The sequence below is a fragment of the Micromonospora sp. HUAS YX12 genome (genome assembly GCF_040215685.1).
In the GTDB taxonomy this organism is placed as follows: Bacteria; Actinomycetota; Actinomycetes; order Mycobacteriales; family Micromonosporaceae; genus Micromonospora; species Micromonospora tulbaghiae.
This window is the reverse complement of record NZ_CP157974.1, coordinates 1,437,525-1,458,654: the sequence shown is the minus strand read 5'-3', so window position 1 is coordinate 1,458,654 and position 21,130 is coordinate 1,437,525. Positions and strand designations below refer to the sequence as shown.

Genomic DNA, 21,130 nt, shown 5'->3' with positions numbered 1-21,130 from the left:
GTGCGGTGTTAAGCAGGGGCCCTTCCTCTGCAAAAGGCGTTAACAAGGGGCCCTTCCTTCGCCTCGGCCGTGGGGCCGTGCGAGGTGAGCACCACTGGCGCCCCCAGCGCCTCCGAGACGGCCGCCGGCCAGTCGTCCGGCGACTCGCCCAGCACCGGCCGGGCGCACAGCAGCCGCTGGGTGAGCGCGGCCTGCCGGTCCAGGTCACCGGCCGGGCCGGGGACGAGCCGGTCCAGGCCCTCGTACCGGTGGCAGATCCGCAGCTCGGGACCGGCCAGGTCGAGGTGGGTGAACGCCAGTCCGTCCACGCCGCCCGCCACCTCCAGGGCGTACCGGTGGGCGACCGCGTCGAAGTGCCCGAACCGGAACCGGCCCTGCCAGGGGTTCGCCGAGTTGTGCCGGTCGGTGAACGGCAGCGCCGCGTCCTCGGTGACCAGCGGCCCGGGACCGTGCCGGGTGGTGGTCGTCCGCAGCACGCCGAGCCGTTGCGCGGTCCCGGCCATCCCCGCCTCGGCGAGCAGCGTCTCGGCGTTGGCGAACGTCGTGGTGCTCCACGTCGTGTACGGGTGGAAGCCGTGCCACTCGTCCAGCAGCACCCCCTGCGCGCCCTCGAAGACGCAGGTGCCCTCGCGCAGCGCGCCCGCGAGCCAGGTCCGGTCGACGATCGCCGCCCGGCGCGCGAAGGCCGCGTACGCGGGCAGGCAGTCGTCCACCGGCGGCGCGTCGAGCGGTCCCAGCTCGGCGGTGAGCCGGTCGCGCAGCGCGGTCAGCCGTCGGCGCAGCACCGCCGGGCGGCGGCAGTCCGCCACCCGGGGCGCCTCGTCGGGGTGGGCGAGGCCGTACGCGACCGCCTCGCCCACCCCGAGCCCGCAGGAGCCGTGCCGGTCGGCTCCCCGGGCGATCTCCCGGGCCCGGTTCGCGGCCCGGTGGTACGGGGTGGCGAGCAGCGCCTCGCCGTCCACTGTCAGACGGTCGAGCGCGTCGGGCACGCCCACCGACGCGAGGTGGTCGGCCTCGGCGGCCAGCGCCAGCGGGTCCACCACCACGTGCCGCGCCAGGTGCGTCCGCACTCCGGGACGGAACGTCCCGGCCCCGAACTGCGCGAACGTGTGGTGCCTCCCGTCGCGCAGGACGACGTTGTGCGCCGCCTGCGCGCCCCCGTTGAACCGGACCACCGTGTGGACCTGCCGGGTGGCGCAGAGCAGGTCCACCACCGTGCCCTTGCCGGCGTCGCCGTAGCCGAGGTCGACCACCATCACGTGGTTCACAGCCGGGTGACCCCGCTTCCGCCGTCGGCCGGGCTGAACGGCAGCGTCGCCACGGTGCGCCGGCCGGAGCCGAGCCGGGCCAGCGCCTTCGACACCGTCCGGGTGGCGGTGGAGCCGGCCCGGTCCAGGTCGCGCAGCCCGGCGTCCAGGTCGATGGCCTGCTCGCCGAGGCCGACGGTGAGCGCGATGGTCTCGCAGACCGCGTCCAGGTCGTCCAGCTCGACCGCGTTCTGCCCGAGCAGGCCGCGCCAGAAGTCCAGCACCTTGCGGTTGCCCGCGTAGTGGCTGCCGGCGGGCAGCAGGTAGTAGGTGTCCCAGCGCGCGGTCACCTCGTCCACGATCTGCCGGACCGGCACGTCCTCGCGCAGGTCGTCCCCGATCAGCCGGGCCACCTCCGCGGTCTTCACCGCCGGGTACCCCAGCTCGTCGCCGATGATGAACAGGTAGCCGCGCCGGCCGCGCTTGTCCCAGCTGTCCGTGGCCGTGTGCCGGGCCATGAAGTACAGCGCCAGCTCGTACGACTCCATCATCTGGCCGCCACCGCCGCCCTCCAGCACGATCCGGCCGAGGTCATCGTCCATCCGGTTGTCGGACTCGAACTGCCCGACCTGCAACGGCACCCGGTCGCAGGTGGCGTCGCCGATCGCGCCGAACATGACCTGCGGATCCTTGGCGTACCCCTGGCGCAGCAGCAGGCCGAGCAGCTGCGGGAGCTTGCTCTGCAACACCCGGGGCACGTGCCCCATCGAGCCGGTGACGTCGAACAGCACGGCGATCGGCGTCGACTGCGGGTGCTCGGCGGAGTCGCGACTCTCCCGTACCGTGTCGCGCGGGTCGAGCGACGGGTGCACCTTCCGCGCGCCGCTGTCGCTGTAGGAGAACGCGCTCTTGCCGGTGCGGCGCCGGTAACGGTCGGCGGCGTCGTACACGTCGGTGGACCAGATTCCACTGCCCATGGCAGCCTCCTACGGGTTGAGGGTGAAGGGTCGGAAGGTGCGCGGCCCGTACAGCCGGTGCAGCACCTCGTCCAGTTCGCGCAGCAGCCGCCAGGCGTCGTCCGGCCGGGTGGCGAGCGCGGTGCCCTGGCAGCCGCCGGCGAAGGCGCGCAGCTCGCGCGGCGCGCGGTCGCCCATCAGCCAGGTCATGCAGCGGGCGGCCATCGCGATGTCGGTGCCGGGGCCGCACTGCCGCTTCGCGGCGACCTCCGGCGGGTACCAGTCCTCGTGGCCGGGCACCAGCGCCGGCACGAGCCCGCCCGGCTCGGCCGAGAAGCACCAGCCGACGAGCACCACGCCGTGCGCGTCCGGCTCGATCAGCACGTGCCGGGGCAGCACCGCGCCGTGCACCACGCCGGCCCGGTGGGCCAGGCCGAGCGCCACGAGCAGCCGCCGCCACATCCAGGCCGCGTCGCGCGGGTCCAGCCCGTCCGGGTACGCGCGGCGCACGTCGTCCAGGCTGTGCAGCCCGGGTACGGTCACCAGCTCGTTGACCTGCCGTTGCACCCCGGTCGACGGGTCACGCGCCGGGTAGGAGTCGACGAGCCGGGGCACGTACGCGAGGTGCCGGGCGTCGCCGTGCTCGGCGATCCGGCGCAACGCGCGCGCCTCGCGGGCCATCAGGTCGTTGTCGCCGGGGTGCCGGGCCACCTTGGCCAGGTGATAAGAAGGGGCCCCTCCTCTACCGGAGGCGTTAACAGGGGGCCCTTCCTTACGCTCGTGCAGGGTGGCGACGTCGCCGGTGTACGCGGGGGCGGGGGTGCGCCAGCGGGTGGTGACTGTGACGAGCGCGTCGGCGGCGGCGGCGCGTACCCCGGGGGCGGCCGCGCCCAGCCGGTCGGGGTGCAGCGCGCCGACCAGTTCGCGGTAGCGGCGGGCCGGCTCCTCGGTGCCGAACAGGTCGGCGTCGGTCCGCGCGGCGGTGACCAGCCGGATCGCCTCCTCGGTCCTCACCGCACCGTCTCCTCCCGGGCGGGGCGCAGGAGCGCCGGGTGCAGCAGCCGGGCGTCTCCGGCGCGGTAGAGCTTGGCCCGGGGGCCGCCGCGCGCGCCGCCGCGCTCGGTGCTGGCGCCGGTGCTCTCCACGAAGCCGGGCACCGAGAGCACCTTGCGGTGGAAGTTGCCGGCGTGCAGCGGGTGGCCCCAGACCGTCTCGTAGACCTCCCGCAGTTCGGTGATCGTGAACTCGGGGGCGAGGAACCGGGTGGCGAGCGGCGTGTACTCCAGCTTGGAGCGGGCGCGCTCCAGGCCGTCGTCGATGATCCGGCCGTGGTCGAAGGCGAGCTGCCGGCTGGTCAGCGCGGTGACCGGCAGCCAGATCGCCTCGTCGGCGTCGGTGTCGGCGACCGGGTCGGGCAGGTCGGGGGCGAACGCCAGGTGCGCGACCGAGACCACCCGCATGCGTGGGTCGCGGTCGGGGGCGCCGTAGCTGCCGAGCTGTTCCAGGTGCACCCGGCGCAGCCGTTCGCCGCCGAGGCCGGTCTCCTCGGCCAGCTCGCGCCGGGCGCCCGCGGCCAGGTCCTCGTCCGGCTGGACGAAGCCGCCGGGCAGCGCCCAGTGGCCCGCGTAGGGCGGCGCGCCGCGGCGGATCAGCAGCAGGTGCAGCGCACCCTCGCGGATGGTCAGCGCGACCACGTCGACGGTGACCGCGACCGCCGGGTAGTCCCGGGGGTCGTACCCGGCGAGGAAGTCCTGCTCGTTCACGGTCACTCACTCTCTCAAGTTGAGAACAACTCAATCTGAGAACAACTTAACGCCGAAAAGAGGGGACGGCAAGTCCCCTCTTTCGCTCAGCGCACGGAACCGGTCAGATGCGGTCTCCCGTCCCGGGCGCTGTGCAGCGCGAAGTCCCAGCCCGCGCCGGTCGCCGAGGCGCTGAACGCCACAGTGGACGGCAGCGGCACCGGCAGCTTGAACGACACGTCCACGGTGTACGCCTCGGGCAGCCGGGGCTCCAGCGCGGCCAGGCAGCGGGCCTTGCTCCACATGCCGTGCGCGATCGGGCGCGGGAAGCCGAACAGCCGTGCGCCCAGCTTCGAGGTGTGGATCGGGTTGTGGTCGCCGGAGACGCGCGCGTAGTCCGTACCGACGCGGGGTGTCACCCGCCACCGCGCCGAGGCGGCCGGCGGCGCCGGGCGGTCACCCCGGTCGCGCCGCGGGCCGCCGCCTGCGGCGCGCTCCTTCCCGAGGTACGTCGACACGCCGCGCCACACCTCCTCGCCGCCGATCGAACCGACCAGCACCACGTCGAGCTGGCGGCCCCGCTCGTGGGGGCGCAGGTTCTCCGCGTACGTGTGGAAGTCGACGCTCTCGCCGGCCTCGACCGGCCGGTGCACGGTGATCCGGTTGGCCACGTGCACCACGCCGGTGAGCGGGATCGGGAAGCCCGGACTCGTCATCAGCCGCAGCGACAGCGGGAACCCGAGCACGTGCAGGTACGTCGCCGGCAGCCGGTCGGTCAGCCGGAACCCGCACACCCGGTCGTAGTCCGCCAGGTGCCCCGGATCCACCGAGACCCCACCGACGGCGAGTTCAACCCCCGGCACGTCGGCCCCGCGCCGCCCCCCGACCCCAGGCACCACCCCGAGCAACGCCCGCCGGTAAAGCCCCCCACTACCAGGCAGCCCGCCCAGCTCCACCCGCCGCCGCCCCGCCGCTCTCTCACCCCGTCGATCATGAGGTTGGCTGCCTTGTGGATCTCCAGAAGCGCCGTCAACTTCATGATCGACGGACGCCGGGCGGGCGGCGGCGTTGGTCTGGGCCAGGGCGGCGGCTCGGGCTGCGGTGAGGTCGCGGGTGGGGCCCTCGATCAGGTCGTGCAGGGTCAACTCCTCCTCGTGGTCCTTCGCCATCACGCCCCCAGCAGGCTCTGGCCGCAGACCCGGATCACGTTGCCGCTCACCGCGCCGCTCGCCGGCCAGGAGAGCCAGCCGATCGTCTCGGCCACGTCCACCGGCAGGCCGCCCTGGGCCATGCTGTTCATCCGGCGTCCCGCCTCGCGGATGGTCAGCGGGATACGCGCGGTCAGCCGGGTCTCGATGAAGCCCGGCGCGACCGCGTTCAGGCTGATCCCACGCTCGCGCAGCACCGGGGAGAGCGAGTCGACCAGGCCGATCACGCCGGCCTTGCTGGTCGCGTAGTTGGTCTGCCCCCGGTTGCCCGCGATCCCGGCGATCGACGAGACCGACACGATCCGGCCGCCGGCCGGGATCAGGTCGCGTTCCAGCAGCACGTCGTTGATCCGCTCCTGGCTGGACAGGTTCACGTCGATCACCGAGTCCCACCGGTCGGCGTCCATCCGGCCGAGCGTCTTGTCCCGGGTGATGCCCGCGTTGTGCACCACCACGTCGACCCGGCCGTGCCGGGACGCCAGGTGCTCCGCCAGCCGGGCCGGCGCGTCCGGCGCGGTCAGGTCGAGCTGCACCGCGCTGCCGCCGATGTCGTTGGCGACAGCGGCCAGCTCGTCCCCGGCCGCCGGGATGTCCAGCGCCACCACCTGGGCGCCGTCGCGGGCCAGCACCTTCGCCAGCGCCGCGCCGATGCCCCGGGCCGCGCCCGTCACCAGCACCACCTGCCCGGAAAGCGGCCGGTCCCAGTCGGCCGGCGCGACGGCGGTGCCGGTGCCGACGCGCACGACCTGGCCCGAGACGTACGCGGACCGGCCGGAGAGCAGGAACCGGAGCGTGGACTCCAGGCTCACCGGGGTGCCGGCGTCACCCTCGCGCGTCACGTAGACGAGCTGGGCGGTCACGCCCCGGCCGAACTCCTTGCCGATGCTGCGGGTCAGGCCCTCCAGCGCGCGCTGGGCGGTAGCCTCCCGGGGAGAGCCGCACTCGGCCGGCGGGGTGCCCAGCACGATCACCCGGCCGCTGGGCAGCAGCGACCGGGCCTGCGGGTGGAAGAAGTCGTAGATCTGGCGCAGCCCGGCGGAGTCGGTGATGCCGCTGGCGTCGTACACCAGGGCCGCGAAGCGGCGGTCGGCGTCGTGGGCGGCGACCGGGTCGGCCGGCTCGACCCCGGCGGCGGTCAGGATCTTCCCGGCCTGCTCGGCGATCCGGCCGCCGGCCGAGGAGCCGAGCAGGACCGGCCCGGGAACGAGCGGGTCGCCCGGCGTGTGCCGGCGCAGTCGGGGCGGGTCGGGCAGCCCGAGGCGCTTGACCAGCGCGCGACCGGCCCCCGTCTGGACGAAGCTCGCGTACCTGTCGGTCATAGGCGTAGCCTACTGGCGAGTAGGGTTCGGGCAACAGTTTCGAGGGAGGCCGATCGTGCAGAGTGTCCGGCGGGTCGCGGTCATCGGGGGCAACCGCATCCCCTTCGCCCGGTCCAACTCGCGCTACGCGCACGCGTCCAACGCGGACATGCTCGGCGCGGCGCTCGACGGGCTGGTCGCCCGGTTCGGGCTGGCCGGCGAGCGGGTCGGCGAGGTCGTGGCCGGCGCGGTGCTCAAGCACTCCCGCGACTTCAACCTCACCCGCGAGGTGGTGCTCGGCTCCCGGCTCGACCCGCACACCCCCGCGTACGACGTCCAGCAGGCCTGCGGCACCGGACTGGAGGCGGCCATCCTGGTCGCCAACAAGATCGCCCTCGGGCAGATCGAGGTCGGCATCGCCGGTGGCGTCGACACCACGTCGGACGCGCCGCTGGCCGTCAACGAGGACATGCGGCGCACGCTGATCCAGCTCAACTCCGCCCGTACGCTCGGCGAACGACTCAAGATCGCGGCGAAGCTGCGCCCGCACCAGCCGTTCAAGCCGGAGATCCCGCGCAACGCCGAACCGCGTACCGGGCTCTCGATGGGTGAGCACGCGGCCCGGACCGCGCTGCGCTGGAACGTCGACCGCACCGCGCAGGACGAACTGGCGCTGCGCTCGCACCAGCGGCTCGCCGCCGCGTACGACAAGGGGTTCTTCGACGACCTGATGACCCCCTACCTGGGGCTGACCCGGGACCAGAACCTGCGGCCGGACACCACCCTGGAGAAGCTCGGCTCGCTCAAGCCGGTCTTCGGCGCCTCCGGCGCGGACGCCGAGCGGGCCACCATGACAGCGGGCAACTCCTCGCCGCTCACCGACGGCGCGTCCACTGTGCTGCTCGCGTCCGAGGAGTGGGCCAAGGCGCACAACCTGCCGGTGCTCGCGTGGTTCTCCTGGTCCGAGACCGCCGCCGTCGACTTCGTGCACGGCGACGAGGGCCTGCTGATGGCCCCCGCGTACGCGGTGCCCCGGATGCTGGCCCGCGCCGGGCTCAGCCTCCAGGACTTCGACTTCTACGAGATCCACGAGGCGTTCGCCTCGCAGGTGCTCGCCACGCTGGCGGCCTGGGAGTCGCCGGAGTTCTGCAAGGAGCGCCTCGGCCTGGACGCCCCGCTCGGCTCGATCGACCGGGAGAAGCTGAACGTCAACGGCTCGTCGCTGGCGGCCGGGCACCCGTTCGCCGCCACCGGCGGCCGGATCGTCGCCACGCTGGCCAAGCTGCTCGACTCCAAGGGGAGCGGGCGCGGCCTGATCTCCATCTGCGCGGCCGGCGGGCAGGGCGTGACCGCGATCCTGGAGCGCTGACGACGACGCCCGCCCGGTTGTGCGCCGGGCGGGCGTCGTCGGTGCGAGCGTCAGCCCCCGACTGTGAACTTCTCCCACGGGCCGACAGTGGTGCGGTTGGCGATCAGCGGCTTGGCGCCCGCACTCTCGGCGCTGACGTAGCGGTTGTTGATCGTCGCCTTGAGGCTGACCGTGCCGTCCGCGTTGCGGACCAGGACGAACGTCTCCCAGGCGCCGGCGCTGGTGCGGTTGGCGATCAGTGGCTTGGTGCCGGTGCCGTCCGCGCAGACGACCTTGCCGTTGGCCTGGGCGAGGAGCGCCACCTTGCCGCTGCCGAGGTCGAGCAGGTCGAACCGTTCCCAAGGGCCGGCGCTGGTGCGGTTGGCGATCAGCGGCTTCGTGCCGGCGCTCTCCGCACTGACGAACCGGCCGTTCGCGCCGGCCTTCAGGGTGCGGTTCGCGTCGGCCAGGTTGACCCGGTAGAACTTCTCCCGGGTGTTGATTGCGGTGGCGGTCGCGACGAGCTCAGCGCTCCCGTTGACGCCCACGTACGCCCGGCCGCTCCAGCGCAGGCTGATCGTGCCGTCCGCGTTGGTGATCAGGTCGAAGGTCTGTTCGTCCGTGACCGCCGGGCTGTTCGGCAGGATCGCGCCGCTGTTGACCAGATACCGTCCGACCGAGCGGGACAGCACGGCGACGCGCCCGTTGCCCGCATCGGCCAGGTCGAACTGCCCGTCGCCGGCCAACGTGGTCTTGTCGGCGGTCAGGACCCGCCCTGCCGTGGCGGACGCGTAGCGCAGGTTGACGAGGGCGAGCAGACCGACTGTGCCGGTACGGCGCAGAACGCTGATGCCCTGCGTGGCGGTGCCGGTCCGGTTGTCGGACCCGGAGACCGTCACCGAGACGGTGTAGTCGCCGGTGGTTGTGTAGGCGTGCGAGGCGACCGGCTTGTCCGAGGTGACCACCGTGCCGTCACCGAAGTCAAAGACGTACCTGGAGATCGGCCGGTACCCGGGGAGCGAGAGGGACGCGTCGGCGGTGACGGTGCGGGTGCCGAGATCCAGTTTCGTCTCGACCCAGGCGCGCGGGGCACCCAGGTATTCGGTCACCCCGCGATCTGCCCACGGCACCGGGCCGGCGCCGGTGTTGGGCCGGTTCGGGTTGTCGGCACGGGCGTTGCCGGCGCGGTCGGTGGCCTGGAAGCCCGGGGCCGCGGAGTTCGCCGAGTCCTCCGCCTCGGTGGTGTAGGACGTGTCCAGGTCGTGCGCGGCCTGCCCGGACGCGAGCCGGAACGCCTGCACGCCCATCCGGGTGCCGTTCCACGAGTAGGCCGTGTCGGACGGCGAACTGTAGTGGTAGGTGTTGTTGTAGTCCACCACGGTGCTGCCGGCGGCGGCGTCGAAGAGGCCGATCTCCACGCCGGGCGGGTCTGCCGGGTCGCAGTAGCTTCGCGTGGTGATCCCGTTCGAGTTCATGATGTTGTTCTGCACCGAGACACCGGTGGCGTCGCCGTCCACCCGGATGCCGTCGCTGCAGTGGTCGCGTACGTAATTGTTGGTGATCGCTGTCCGGGCGGCCCCGCGGACGTGGATCCCCAGCCCTGCCCCGCTCTGGACCTGGGTGTTGGCCACGACGGTGTCCGCCGCCGCCGGGCCGATGGCGACCCCGGCGCCGGTGAACGCGCCGACGGTGCTGTTCAGGATCGTGTTTCCCGGACCGTCGATCCGGATGCCGACGTTCGGCTCGGCGACCTTGTAGGTTCCGCCCACGGTGGCGGAGCGGACGACCACACCGGTGGTCGCCGTGTCCATACTGATGCCGCTGGCCGGCATCACGCCCTTGACGATGATCTGGGCCAGCGTGGTCCGGCTCACGGCGGTGAGCCGGACGATCGGTGCGGTGGCCGTGTCCGCCGGAAGGAAGCTACCGCCCTGCACCGTCAGCCCGGAGGCGTTGGCGAGGTCGAGGGCGGGGCCGTCGGCCGTCTTGGCCACCCGGATGTTCTGGAGCACGATGTCGTGCTGGCCGTGCACGACGACACCGGCGGTGGGGCCGTTGATCGTGGCGGAACCGTCGGCGACGATGGTGATCGGCCGCTCGGGGGTGCCGGAGCGGCCGACGGTGACCCGCTCCGGGTAGGTGCCCTGGCCGATGTCGACGGTCTGGCCCGGTTCGACCCGTGCCACCGCCGGATTGATGGAGCAGAACGGCGCGCCCAGAGTGCCGGGGCCGGTGTCTGAGCAGGCCGCCGCCGTCTGACGGACGTAGATGGTGGTCGTGTCGGCCGCCTGGGAAGGCGCGGCGAGGACCAGCAGGGAACCGCCGGTCAGCACGGTGGTGGTGAGCCCGGCGAGAAGGGGTCTGTGCATGTGAACCCTCGGTCGAGGAGTGAAGGCCCTGAGTGGGACCGGGAACATGATCCGCGACTTGTCGGGTCCGCGTAGCCCTTGGGGGACGTATCGGACGCGGTCGTCGGGCAACCGATCGGTCCTGCACTCCGCCCCCTGGACGCCGACGTCCGGGGGACGCCCACCACCGACGAGATGGCCACCGTCGCGCTGGAGCCGGCGGCATCGGCTGGGCTGACGACGTTCTCGGTCCGGCCCGCCCACGGGCCGGACCGGACCGGGTACCGGCGTCGCCGGGGCCGGCCCGGGCGTCGTGAAAGACTGAGGTACGTGACGATGATCCCGAACGTGCTCGCCAACCGGTACGCCTCGCCCGAACTGGTCGCCCTCTGGTCGCCGGAGGAGAAGGTCCGGATGGAGCGCCGGCTCTGGCTGGCGGTGCTCAAGGCCCAGCGTGATCTCGGCGTGCCGGTGCCGGACGGGGTGGTCGAGGCGTACGAGCGGGTGGTCGACCAGGTCGATCTGGCCTCGATCGCGGCCCGGGAGCGGGTCACCCGGCACGACGTGAAGGCCCGGATCGAGGAGTTCAGCGCGCTCGCCGGGCACGAGCACGTGCACAAGGGGATGACCTCCCGTGACCTCACCGAGAACGTCGAGCAGCTCCAGATCCGCGCCTCGCTGGAGCTGATCCGGGACCGGGTGGTCGCCACGCTGGCCCGGCTGGGCCGGCACGCGGGCGAGTACTCGGCGCTGGTGATGACCGGCCGGTCGCACAACGTCGCCGCGCAGGCCACCACGCTGGGTAAGCGCTTCGCGTCGGCGGCGGAGGAGCTGCTGATCGCGTACGAGCGGCTGGAGGATCTGATCGCCTGGTTCCCGCTGCGCGGGATCAAGGGTCCGGTGGGCACCGCCGCCGACCAGCTCGACCTGTTCGACGGCGACGCCGGCAAGGTGGCGGAGCTGGAGCGCCGGGTCGCCGAGCACCTGGGCTTCAGCCGGGTGCTGGACAGCGTCGGCCAGGTCTACCCGCGTTCGATCGACATGGCGGTCGTCGCGGCGCTGGCCCAGGTGGCCGCCGCGCCGTCGTCGCTGGCGACCACGATCCGGCTGATGGTGGGCCAGGAGCTGGTCACCGAGGGCTTCAAGCCGGGCCAGGTCGGCTCCAGCGCGATGCCGCACAAGATGAACACGCGCTCGTCGGAGCGGGTGAACGGCTTCGCGGTGATCATCCGGGGTTACCTGTCGATGGTCGGCGAGCTGGCCGGCGACCAGTGGAACGAGGGTGACGTCTCCTGCTCGGTGGTACGCCGGGTCGCGCTGCCCGACGCGTTCTTCGCCGCCGACGGGCTGTTCCAGACGTTCCTCACCGTGCTGGACGAGTTCGGCCCGTACCCGGCGGTGATCAACCGGGAGCTGGAGCGCTTCCTGCCGTTCCTCGCCACCACGAAGATCCTGGTGGCGGCGGTGCGCCGGGGCGTGGGCCGGGAGGTCGCGCACGAGGTGATCAAGGAGCACGCGGTGGCCGTGGCGCTGGCCATGCGGGAGAAGGGCGCGGCCGAGAACGACCTGTTCGACCGGCTCGCCGCCGACGGCCGGCTGGGCCTGACCCGGGCCGAGATCGACACCCTGGTGGCCGACCGCAACGCCTTCGTAGGCGCCGCCGCCGACCAGGTCAACCGCGTGCTCGCACGAATCACCAAGGTCGTCGAGTCCCACCCCCAGGCCGCCACCTACTCCCCACCCCCCATCCTCTGACCCCCGCCCTTTCCCGTCGATCATGAAGTTGGCGGCACTCAGGGAGATCATTCCTGCCGTCAACTTCATGATCGACGCGGCAAACGGGTGGGTCAGCCGTTGGTGGGAGTTTCGGCTGCCGAGCTCAGGTTGGGGGCGCTCGCGGGTTCGGCGATGCCGCCGGGCGCGGAGACGATCTCCGGGTCGTTGGCCGTCTCGGCCGCGATCGCCGGCTGGTCCGGCGGCATGACGTCCGGCATCTTCGGCGCGACGATCACCGCAGTGCCGTACGCGCAGATCTCCATCCACATCTCGCCGCAGTCGCGGCTGTCGAAGCGCATGCCGATCACCGCGTTGGCGCCCAGGCGGCGCGCCTCCTCGCCGAGGCGGGCCACCGAGTCGGTACGCCACCGGGTCAGGTTGTCCGGCGCCATCGGGTCGTAGGCGCCACCGCGCAGGTTCTTGACCCCCTCGCGGTACGGGTTGCGGGTCCTCGCCATCGAGGAGACCACTTCGCCGAGGATCTGGCGGATCTCGTAGCCGGGCAGTTGATCCGTCGTCACGACCAGCACGCTTCCGATGCTGTCAGTCCCCGGCCGGGTGGTTCGCGAGCCGTGTTCAGCTGATCGGATGCTGAAAAACGGCGCGGCGCGGACGGCCGGGACCACACCCGACCATCCGCGCCGGATCGGCATCAACCGTCAGACACCGGCCGTCGAGGTGATCCAGGCCCGGTTGTACGCGACACTGCCGTAGTTCTGGATGCTCTGGCCGTCGGCGGTGGAGGCCACGCCGACCTGGCGGCCGTTGTAGAACTGCGGGCCGCCCGAGTCGCCCCGCCAGGCGTTGCCGTTGATCCGGGTGCTCCGGATCGCCTGGCCGCCGTACGCGTCGGTGACGCTGGTGCTGGTGACCCGTACGCTCGCGGTCTTGAGCTGGGGCGACGCGCCGCAGCCGCTGTAGCAGGTCATGCCCCAGCCGTAGATGGTGTTGGTGGAGCCGACCGGCGGGTTGCTGGTGGCCAGCGACACGGCGGAGGTGCTGACCGTGCTGGACAGGCGCAGCAGGGCCAGGTCGTAGCGGCTGTACGAGGCGCTCACGGTGCGGGTCACGCCGCCCGAGGCGTAGTAGACGCTGCCGACCCGGACGGACATGGTGCCGCTGACGCAGTGCCGGGCGGTGAGCACCCACTGGGGCGCGATAACGCTGCCGGAGCAGGTGAACGAGCCGTTGCTGAACACGGCGGCGGCCCACGGCGCGGACGAGACGGTGCCGCCGCCGATGATCGGCTGGGGGCCGGCCGGCGCGGCGGTGGCGCCGGAGGCGGTGGCCAGGACGCCGGCCAGCGCGGTGGTCAGCACGGCGAGCAGGGGACGGAGGCGCATGTCGGGGCTCCTTCTGCACGGACGCCCGGGGTTGCCGGGCAGGGGGTGACACCCGCCGGATGGGGTGGGCCGACGAGGGACGTCGATCTAATTCATCGACATCTGACGATGCATGCTACGGCCGCGCCACCCTCTGTCACAAGATGCTGATCGAATCACGTCGATGGCGTGACGCGCGCCGCGTGCCGCGCGGGCCTGCTGTCGGATACCGGTCCAAGGTGGGGTGTTTCGCGGCGGAATGCCTGCTGGGAGGTGCTGCCGAGGGGTGCCCACGAGCACGGAGCGCAACGAATCCGCATCGACGCCGCAACGAACGGGCAACGGTGTCCGTCCGGCGCCGCCGGTGGGGCCGATCAGTGCCGGAACTGCCCCCGGCCGGTGCGGGCCGGGCGGTATCTGCCAGGTAGGCTGGCTGCGCTCGCCCGATTGTTGGGCCGGCACCCAACTGCGTACACAGTCAGGAGTGCCCAGTGCCTCGCGTCGTCGTCGACGTCATGCTCAAGCCCGAGATCCTCGATCCGCAGGGCCAGGCCGTCGCAAACGCGCTGCCCCGCCTCGGCGTCAGTGACGTCGCGTCGGTTCGGATCGGCAGGCGGATCGAGATCGAGTTTACCGGCGAACCGGACCTGGACCGGGCCCGGGAGATCGCCGACAAGCTGCTGGCCAACCCGGTCATCGAGGACTTCACCGTCCGCGTGGTCACCGCCGACGAGACCGCGGGCGCGCAGTCGTGACCGCCCGGGTCGGTGTGGTCACCTTCCCCGGCTCCCTCGACGACGGGGACGCGGCCCGGGCCGTACGGATCGCCGGCGCCGAGGCGGTCCGGCTCTGGCACGGCGACCCGGACCTGCACGGGGTGGACGCGGTCGTCCTGCCCGGTGGCTTCTCCTACGGCGACTACCTGCGCTGCGGCGCCATCGCCCGGTTCGCCCCGGTGATGGAGACGATCGTCGAGGCCGCGCGTGGTGGCCTGCCGGTGCTCGGCATCTGCAACGGCTTCCAGATCCTCTGCGAGGCGCACCTGCTGCCCGGCGCGCTCACCCGCAACCAGCACCTGCACTTCCGTAACCGGGACCAGGTCCTGCGGATCGAGAGCACCGGCACCGCCTGGACGAACGCGTTCCAGCCGGGCCAGGAGGTGCTCATCCCGGTCAAGAACGGCGAGGGCTGCTACGTCGCCGATCCCGCGACGCTCGATCGGCTGGAGGGCGAGGGCCGCGTCGTCGCCCGCTACGTCGGCGGCAACCCCAACGGATCGCAGCGCGACATCGCGGCGATCACCAACGAGGCCGGCAACGTCGTCGGCATCATGCCGCACCCCGAGCACGCGGTGGAGGCGCTCACCGGCCCCTCCCTGGACGGCCTCGGCTTCTTCACCTCGGTGCTCAAGCATCTGGTGGGAGCGCCGGCGTGATGGTGGCCGGGAACATCGGTCGGCCCATCCGCCGCACCGGCGGCGAGCGCAGCAAGGAGACGTCATGACCACCCATCCGGACCCGGCCCTGCGCGAGCCGCAGGGCGTGGTGCCGCAGGCCGGCCCGACCGACGACTGGGCGCTGGGCGTGGACACCGTTCGCCGGGCCGCCGACTCGCCGGAGGAGCTTCAGCCGTACGCCGAGCTGGGCCTCCGCGACGACGAGTACGACCGCATCCGGCACATCCTCGGCCGCCGGCCCACCCAGGCCGAGCTGGCCATGTACTCGATCATGTGGAGCGAGCACTGCTCCTACAAGTCGAGCAAGGTGCACCTGCGCCAGTTCGGCGAGAAGGCGCCGCCGAGTGACCGGCTGCTCGCCGGCATCGGGGAGAACGCCGGCGTGGTCCGGGTCTCCGACGAGCTGGCGGTGACCTTCAAGGTCGAGTCGCACAACCACCCGAGCTTCGTCGAGCCGTACCAGGGCGCGGCGACCGGTGTCGGCGGCATCGTCCGCGACATCCTCGCCATGGGCGCCCGCCCGGTGGCCGTGATGGACCCGCTGCGCTTCGGCGCGGCCGACCACCCGGACACCGCCCGGGTGCTGCCCGGCGTGGTCGCCGGCGTCGGCGGCTACGGCAACTGCCTGGGCCTGCCCAACATCGGCGGCGAGGTCGTCTTCGACCCCTGCTACCAGGGCAACCCCCTGGTCAACGCGCTCTGCCTGGGCGTGCTGCCGGTCGACCGGCTGCAGAAGAAGGACGCCACCGGCCCCGGCAACATCGTGGTGCTGATGGGCGCCAAGACCGGCCGCGACGGCATCGGCGGCGTGTCGGTGCTCGCCAGCGCCACCTTCGACGAGGGCAGCGAGCAGCGCCGCCCGTCCGTGCAGGTGGGTGACCCCTTCATGGAGAAGCTGCTCATCGAGGCGTGCCTGGAGCTGTACGACGCCGAACTGGTCGTCGGCATCCAGGACCTCGGCGGCGCCGGCCTGACCTGCGCGCTCACCGAGACCGCCGCCTCCGCCGGCACCGGCATGCGGGTCTGGCTGGAGCGCGTGCCGCTGCGCGAGCCCTCGATGGAGCCGCACGAGATCCTGGCCAGCGAGTCCCAGGAGCGGATGCTGCTCGTCGTCTCGCCGGACAAGCTCGACGCGGTGCTCAAGACCGCCGAGAAGTGGGGCGTCTGGGCCACCGCCATCGGCGAGGTCACCGCGCCGTCGGCGGACGGCCAGCCGGGCCGGCTGGTCGTCACCTGGCGCGACCATCTCGTGGTGGACGTGCCGCCGGGCTCGCTCGTCGACGACGGCCCGGTGTACGCCCGGCCGATGCGCGAGCCGGCCGACCTGATCCTGCTCCAGGCCGACCGCGCCGAGACGCTGCCCCGGCCGAGCACCCCGGAGGCGCTCCGGGAGACCGTGCTGCGCATGATCGCGTCGCCGAACCTGGCCGACAAGACCTGGGTCACCGAGCAGTACGACAGGTACGTGCTCGGCAACACAGTGCTCGCCCAGCCGGAGGACTCCGGCGTGATCCGGATCGACGAGCGCAGTGGCCTCGGTGTCGCGCTCTCCGTCGACGGCAACGGCCGGTACGCCCGCCTCGACCCGTACCACGGGACGAAGCTGGCGCTGGCCGAGGCGTACCGGAACGTGGCGGTGACCGGCGCGAAGCCGATCGCGGTGACCAACTGCCTGAACTTCGGCTCGCCGGAGGACCCGGGCGTGATGTGGCAGTTCGCCGAGGCCGTGCGCGGCCTGGCGGACGGCTGCCTGGAGCTGGGCATCCCGGTGACCGGCGGCAACGTCAGCTTCTACAACCAGACCGGCGCCGCGGCCATCCACCCGACCCCGGTGGTCGGCGTGCTGGGCGTGCTGGACGACGTCGCCAACCGGGTGCCGATGGGCTTCGTGCCGCGTCCGGCCGGCGACCACGACCAGCTGTTCCTGCTGGGCGAGACGCACGTCGAGCTGTCCGGCTCGGAGTGGGCCTGGGTGACCCACGAGCACCTGGGCGGCATCCCGCCGCAGGTCGACCTGGCCCGCGAGCGGCAGGTCGCCGAGCTGCTGGCCGAGGCGGCCCGGGTCGGGCACCTCAGCTCCGCGCACGACCTGTCCGACGGCGGCCTGGCGCAGAGCCTGGTCGAGTCGGCCCTGCGCCGCGGCGTGGGCGCCCGGGTCGTGGTGCCGGAGCACTTCGCCGGTGGCTCGATGCCGTTCGTCTTCCTGTTCAGCGAGTCCGCCGGCCGCGTGCTGGTGTCGGTGCCGCGCGGCCACGAGAAGGCGTTCACCGCCCTCTGCGCCGAGCGCGGCGTGCCGTGGGAGTTCATCGGCGTCACCGACCCCTCCTCCGGCGCGCTGGAGGTGCACGGCCAGTTCCGGATCGGCCTGGACGAGCTGCGCGAGGCGCACACCGGTACGCTCCCGCGCCTGTTCGGTGCCGCCGAGGCGGCCCGGGTGGAGGTGGAGGCGACCCGTACCGGGACGACCACGGTGCTTCCGGCCACGGCAGAGCAGCCGGTCGGCGTGGACCCGGCCGAGGTCGACGCCGAGCCGATCGCCAAGGCCGGCCGGGACACCGCGCCGGCCGACGCCGAGGCGTCCGCACCCGCCGCCGCGGCGGAGCCCGAGGCGCCCGCTGCGGCGTCCGACGAGGCGACGCCGGCCGAGGGTACGCCGGCAGCCGACGGAACCCCGGCCCAGGACGGGTCGGCGCCTGCCGACGGGTCCGACGGTACGGCTTCCGGTGAGCCGGCGCCGGGTCAGCGCTGAGGCGCTGGCCTTGGCCGTCTTCACGCAGCCCGGCGCCGGTGCCCGGTTCGACTGGGGACTGACCGGGGCGGCGGAACTCGGCCGGGTCTGTGCCGCCCTGGTGGTGGTGGACGTGTTGTCGTTCACCACCGCCGTGGAGGTGGCGGTGAGCCGTGGCATGCGGGTGCACCCGTTCCCGTGGGGTGAGCAGGCCGCCGACTACGCCCTCCGGGTGGGGGCCGTGGCCGCCGTGGGCCGCCGGAAGACGACGGCGGAGCACCCGTGGTCGCTGTCCCCGGCGGCGCTGCGGGCCGCGCCGGTCGTCGCCGACCTGGTGCTGCCGTCGCCGAACGGTTCGGCGATCAGTGCCGCCGCGAGCGCCACCGGAGTGCCGGTGGTCGCGGCGTGCCTGCGTAACGCACCCGCCGTCGGGCGCTGGCTGCGCGCCGAGGGGTACGGCTCGAAGGACGCGCCGGTGGGCGTGGTGGCGGCCGGGGAGCGCTGGCCCGACGGGTCACTCCGGCCGTGCGTGGAGGACCAGCTCGGCGCGGCCTGCGTGCTCGACGCGCTCGCCGGGGTGCCCGGCGGGCTCTCGGTGGAGGCCGCGATGGCGCTCGCCGCGCTGGCGAGCACGCCGGACGTGCCGGCGGCGGTCCGGGGATGCGTCTCCGGGCGGGAACTCGCCGAGGGCGGCTTCGCCGAGGACGTCGCGGTCGCGACCGAGGTGGGCGTCTCCGACGTGGTGCCGGTGCTCCGCCAGGGCTACTTCGCCCCCGCCTGAGCACCGCACTTCCGCTCCCGTCCTGCGGGGCTTCGCTGACGACTGTGGCCGCCCGCTGTTCGCGGGCGGCCACAGTTCTCTCGTGTCTGGTGCGGTCAGTCGTCCAGCCAGTCGAGGCGTCGTCCGCCCCGGTCCGCCTGCCCGTCCGGGCGAGCGCGACCCGCCTGCGCCGGGTCGTTCGGGTAGGCGTTGTCGTACCCGCCCCCGCGCTGCTGCGGCGGCTCCTGGCCGTAGCCGCCCTGCTGGCCGTAACCGCCCTGCGGGGCCTGACCGTAGCCGTCGCCGTACCCGCCGCCCTGCTGGCCGTAGCCGCCCGACTGGTGACCGCCGTCGTACCCGCCACCGGCGTTGCCGTAGCCGCCGGCCGGCGCGTCGCCGTACCCGCCCGGCTGACGGCCGCTGTCGTAACCACCGGTCGCGCCGTCGCCGTAGCCCCCGGCGGCCTTGTCGAAGCCACCTGCGGGAGCGTCGCCGTATCCGCCCGGCTGACGGCCGCTGTCGTAGCCGCCGGCCGGAGCATCGCCGTAGCCGCCCGCAGGGGCGTTGTCGTAGCCGCCGGTCGCGCCGTCGCCGTACCCGCCGCCCGCCGCGCGGCCGCCGCCGTAGGCCGGGGCGTCGCCGTACCCGCCGGACGGGTTGTCGCCGTAGCCACCGCCCGCGGCGTTGCCGTAGGCGCCGGTGGGCTCGCCGTATCCGGCCGGCTGACGGCCGTTGTCGTAGCCGCCGGTCGCGCCGCTGTCGTAACCGCCCGGCGCGGCGCCGTAGCCACCGGCCGCGCCGTAACCGTCGCCCTGCTCCGGGCCACCACGGCCGTACGAGGCCGAGCCGGCCTGGTCGTAGCCGCGGTCCTGCTCCGGCTGGTAGGTGCTGGTCGGGTACGGGTCGGCCGCCGGCGCGTACTGCGTGCTGTCACCGGTGTAGCGGCCGGTCGGCTCGTCGAAGCGCTCGTTGCCGTATCCGGCGCCCTGGGCCGCGTAGCCCGCCGCGCCGGCCGCGGCACCGGCGGCGTAGTCCGGGCTGCCGTAGCCGGCACCGGAGGAGGGTCCGTTGCCGTAGCCGCCGCCCGAGGAGGGCGCGTTGCCGTAGCCGCCCGCGCCGCCGTAGCCGCCCTGACCCGGCGCGTCGTCGCCGTAGCCGTAGCCGCCCTGGCCGGCGCCGTACGCCGGGCCGGGCGGCGCGCCGTACGGATCCGGCGGGACGTCGTCCACGACCGGCCGCTGGAGCATGGTGGGGGCGTCGCTGATCGAGGCGCCGCCGACCATCGTCGCGGCCGGCCCGGCGCCCATGCCGTTCACCACCCGGGTCTGGTCGTCGGTCCCGTGGTAGGCGCCCCGGGCTGCCGGGATCGCACCGCCCGCGCCGGGGCCACCCGGACCGGCTGGTCCGCCCGGACCGTCGCCGTCGGCGTCGCCGTCCTCGTTCTTGCGGCGCATGTAGAGCAGCACGATGGTGCCCACGCCGACGGCGACGAAGAGGCCGCCGAGCAGGATGAGCAGCCAGGAGCCGAAGCCGCCGGAGTCCTCGTTCGCGGTCGGCTGCTGCGCGGCGGGCGCCTCGGCCGACGGGGTGTCGGTCGCGTCCTCCTCGAGCGGCTCCTCGGACGGCGGGGCGGACTCACTCGCCGACGGGGTTGCGCTCGGGCTCGCCGACGCCTTCACCTGGATGCTGAGCCGGACGCCGGTCACCGACTGGCCGGCGTTCGCGTTGATCGACCGGGCGACGGGCGAGGCGCCCTCGGTGGAGGCGCCGAGGTCGATCCGGCCGGGCGCGATCGGGTTGGACTCGGAGCCGCTGAAGCTGAAGTTGCCGTTGCCGCTGGTGTTGGTACGGCGCTCCTTGCCCGCGCTGTCGCGGAGCATGACGAGGGCGCCGGAGATCGGCTCGCCGTCGGCGTTGACCACCTTGCCGGACACCGTCTTGACGGTCTGCGGCTGCTGCGGCGCCTCCGGACCATTAATCGTCATGTTGCGCGAGTCGCCACCCTGGTCGCCGCCGGCTCGTGCGGAAACCCGGACCTGCCCGGACTTGTTCGCACCCGGTGCAAGGTTGTCGGCGGTCAGCGTGACGCTGAATTCTGCGCTTCCCTGTGCGGGAATGGTCTGCGCTGGCACCCGGCACTGACCCTGACACCTCAGCCCGTCGAATACATCGACGCTGACGCTGAAGACGCTCGGCGTGTCGTTGTTGTTCGTGACGGTGAACTTCATGGGTGTCGATTGACCGCTGGACAGGACGTCTGTCGGCAGGCTGGTGATCTGCACGCCCGGGTTTTCCGCGAGGGCGGGGGTTGCGGGGACGGTGAGCAGGGCGCCGAAGACCAGCGCTACGACCACACCGGCCCGCTGCTTCCAGGCACGTCGGTGTGTTGACACGTCCACCGCCTTCCGGGTCCGATCCCCCCGTCGGCCGCTCGGCCGAGGTTGATCACTCACGGTACGAATAACGCCGTCGGCAACTATGCCTTGTCTGACCGGATCATCTCTACCCAGGGCCGCCGTCGGGCGGCCTTCTGCCGGGTCGTATCGTCCCGTCGTGTCCTCTCCGCACGCATATTCCGAAGCGGTACTCGCCGCGCTGGCGGCGCTGGACGAGGGGCGTACGCCCGAACGGCCGGTGCTCCGGGAGGCGGTCCGGACGCTCTTGGCTGCCCTCGCGGATCGCGCCCCCGGCCGATCGGTGGAGGTGCGCGTACCACCCTACGGCGCGGTCCAGTGCGTGAGTGGTCCACGACACACCCGCGGTACGCCGCCGAACGTGGTGGAGATGGACCCGGCGACCTGGCTGGCGGTCGCCACCGGGCGCCAGGGATGGGCGGAAACGGTCACTGAGGGTCGCATCCGGGTTTCCGGAAACCGGGCTGACCTCTCCCCGTACCTCCCGATTTGAGCGCGGGGCAGCGGGAACCCTGCTCACGCTGAGC

The 21,130-nt window shown here is 73.1% G+C and carries 17 protein-coding genes; 7 read left to right on the top strand and 10 right to left on the bottom strand.

What is annotated here, in order from left to right; all coding sequences use genetic code 11:
- Window positions 1–8: 8 nt before the first annotated feature.
- From ABIH81_RS07290 to ABIH81_RS07265, 6 genes are all read right to left on the bottom strand, one after another.
- Window positions 9–1,268: an adenylosuccinate synthetase gene (locus tag ABIH81_RS07290; RefSeq protein ID WP_349879600.1), complete on the bottom strand. Its 1,260-nt coding sequence runs from the start codon at window positions 1,266–1,268 to the stop codon at window positions 9–11.
- Window positions 1,265–2,224, bottom strand: coding sequence for a hypothetical protein (locus ABIH81_RS07285; RefSeq protein ID WP_349879599.1), 960 nt, complete (start codon window positions 2,222–2,224; stop codon window positions 1,265–1,267). The genes ABIH81_RS07290 and ABIH81_RS07285 overlap by 4 nt, the downstream gene beginning before the upstream one ends.
- Window positions 2,225–2,233: 9 nt before the next feature.
- On the bottom strand, window positions 2,234–3,217 hold the full coding sequence (locus tag ABIH81_RS07280) for a serine/threonine protein kinase (protein ID WP_349879598.1): 984 nt from the start codon (window positions 3,215–3,217) through the stop codon (window positions 2,234–2,236).
- Window positions 3,214–3,972, bottom strand: a complete 759-nt coding sequence (locus tag ABIH81_RS07275) for an NUDIX domain-containing protein (RefSeq protein WP_205775951.1) — start codon at window positions 3,970–3,972, stop codon at window positions 3,214–3,216. The genes ABIH81_RS07280 and ABIH81_RS07275 overlap by 4 nt, the downstream gene beginning before the upstream one ends.
- An 80-nt stretch (window positions 3,973–4,052) precedes the next feature.
- On the bottom strand, window positions 4,053–5,114 hold the full coding sequence (locus ABIH81_RS07270) for a MaoC/PaaZ C-terminal domain-containing protein (protein WP_349879597.1): 1,062 nt from the start codon (window positions 5,112–5,114) through the stop codon (window positions 4,053–4,055).
- A complete protein-coding gene (locus tag ABIH81_RS07265; protein WP_349879596.1) occupies window positions 5,114–6,472 on the bottom strand; it encodes a 3-oxoacyl-ACP reductase in 1,359 nt (452 codons plus the stop codon). The genes ABIH81_RS07270 and ABIH81_RS07265 overlap by 1 nt, the downstream gene beginning before the upstream one ends.
- A 55-nt stretch (window positions 6,473–6,527) precedes the next feature.
- On the opposite strand from ABIH81_RS07265, the gene ABIH81_RS07260 reads away from it, so the two are divergent.
- On the top strand, window positions 6,528–7,820 hold the full coding sequence (locus ABIH81_RS07260; RefSeq protein WP_349879595.1) for an acetyl-CoA C-acetyltransferase: 1,293 nt from the start codon (window positions 6,528–6,530) through the stop codon (window positions 7,818–7,820).
- Window positions 7,821–7,870: 50 nt separating this feature from the next.
- Here the strand turns inward: ABIH81_RS07260 and ABIH81_RS07255 are convergent, their stop codons facing one another.
- Window positions 7,871–10,168 (bottom strand): PKD domain-containing protein, encoded by a 2,298-nt coding sequence (locus tag ABIH81_RS07255; protein ID WP_349879594.1) that lies wholly within the window; start codon window positions 10,166–10,168, stop codon window positions 7,871–7,873.
- A gap of 309 nt (window positions 10,169–10,477) precedes the next feature.
- Between ABIH81_RS07255 and purB the strand changes: the two genes are divergently transcribed.
- Window positions 10,478–11,902, top strand: coding sequence for an adenylosuccinate lyase (purB, locus tag ABIH81_RS07250; protein WP_349879593.1), 1,425 nt, complete (start codon window positions 10,478–10,480; stop codon window positions 11,900–11,902).
- Between the two features lie 92 nt (window positions 11,903–11,994).
- On the opposite strand, the gene ABIH81_RS07245 is transcribed toward purB, so the two are convergent.
- Window positions 11,995–12,576 (bottom strand): YbjQ family protein, encoded by a 582-nt coding sequence (locus ABIH81_RS07245; RefSeq protein WP_349879592.1) that lies wholly within the window; start codon window positions 12,574–12,576, stop codon window positions 11,995–11,997.
- Between the two features lie 6 nt (window positions 12,577–12,582).
- Entirely contained in the window at window positions 12,583–13,266 is a 684-nt protein-coding gene (locus tag ABIH81_RS07240) for a DUF1986 domain-containing protein (RefSeq protein ID WP_349879591.1), read from the bottom strand.
- A gap of 470 nt (window positions 13,267–13,736) precedes the next feature.
- Between ABIH81_RS07240 and purS the strand changes: the two genes are divergently transcribed.
- From purS to ABIH81_RS07220, 4 genes are all read left to right on the top strand, one after another.
- Complete coding sequence (purS, locus tag ABIH81_RS07235; RefSeq protein ID WP_013473439.1) at window positions 13,737–14,000, top strand: phosphoribosylformylglycinamidine synthase subunit PurS; 264 nt, start codon at window positions 13,737–13,739, stop codon at window positions 13,998–14,000.
- Window positions 13,997–14,680, top strand: a complete 684-nt coding sequence (gene purQ / locus ABIH81_RS07230) for a phosphoribosylformylglycinamidine synthase subunit PurQ (RefSeq protein ID WP_349879590.1) — start codon at window positions 13,997–13,999, stop codon at window positions 14,678–14,680. The genes purS and purQ overlap by 4 nt, the downstream gene beginning before the upstream one ends.
- 64 nt (window positions 14,681–14,744) lie before the next feature.
- Entirely contained in the window at window positions 14,745–17,450 is a 2,706-nt protein-coding gene (purL, locus tag ABIH81_RS07225) for a phosphoribosylformylglycinamidine synthase subunit PurL (RefSeq protein WP_349879589.1), read from the top strand.
- 10 nt (window positions 17,451–17,460) lie between these two features.
- Complete coding sequence (locus ABIH81_RS07220) at window positions 17,461–18,210, top strand: 2-phosphosulfolactate phosphatase (protein ID WP_349879588.1); 750 nt, start codon at window positions 17,461–17,463, stop codon at window positions 18,208–18,210.
- 95 nt (window positions 18,211–18,305) lie between these two features.
- On the opposite strand, the gene ABIH81_RS07215 is transcribed toward ABIH81_RS07220, so the two are convergent.
- Complete coding sequence (locus ABIH81_RS07215) at window positions 18,306–20,582, bottom strand: carboxypeptidase regulatory-like domain-containing protein (RefSeq protein ID WP_349879587.1); 2,277 nt, start codon at window positions 20,580–20,582, stop codon at window positions 18,306–18,308.
- 160 nt (window positions 20,583–20,742) lie between these two features.
- Between ABIH81_RS07215 and ABIH81_RS07210 the strand changes: the two genes are divergently transcribed.
- Window positions 20,743–21,096 carry a sterol carrier family protein gene (locus tag ABIH81_RS07210; RefSeq protein WP_269703075.1) on the top strand — a complete coding sequence of 118 codons (354 nt, stop codon included), beginning with the start codon at window positions 20,743–20,745 and terminating at the stop codon, window positions 21,094–21,096.
- Window positions 21,097–21,130: the final 34 nt, after the last annotated feature.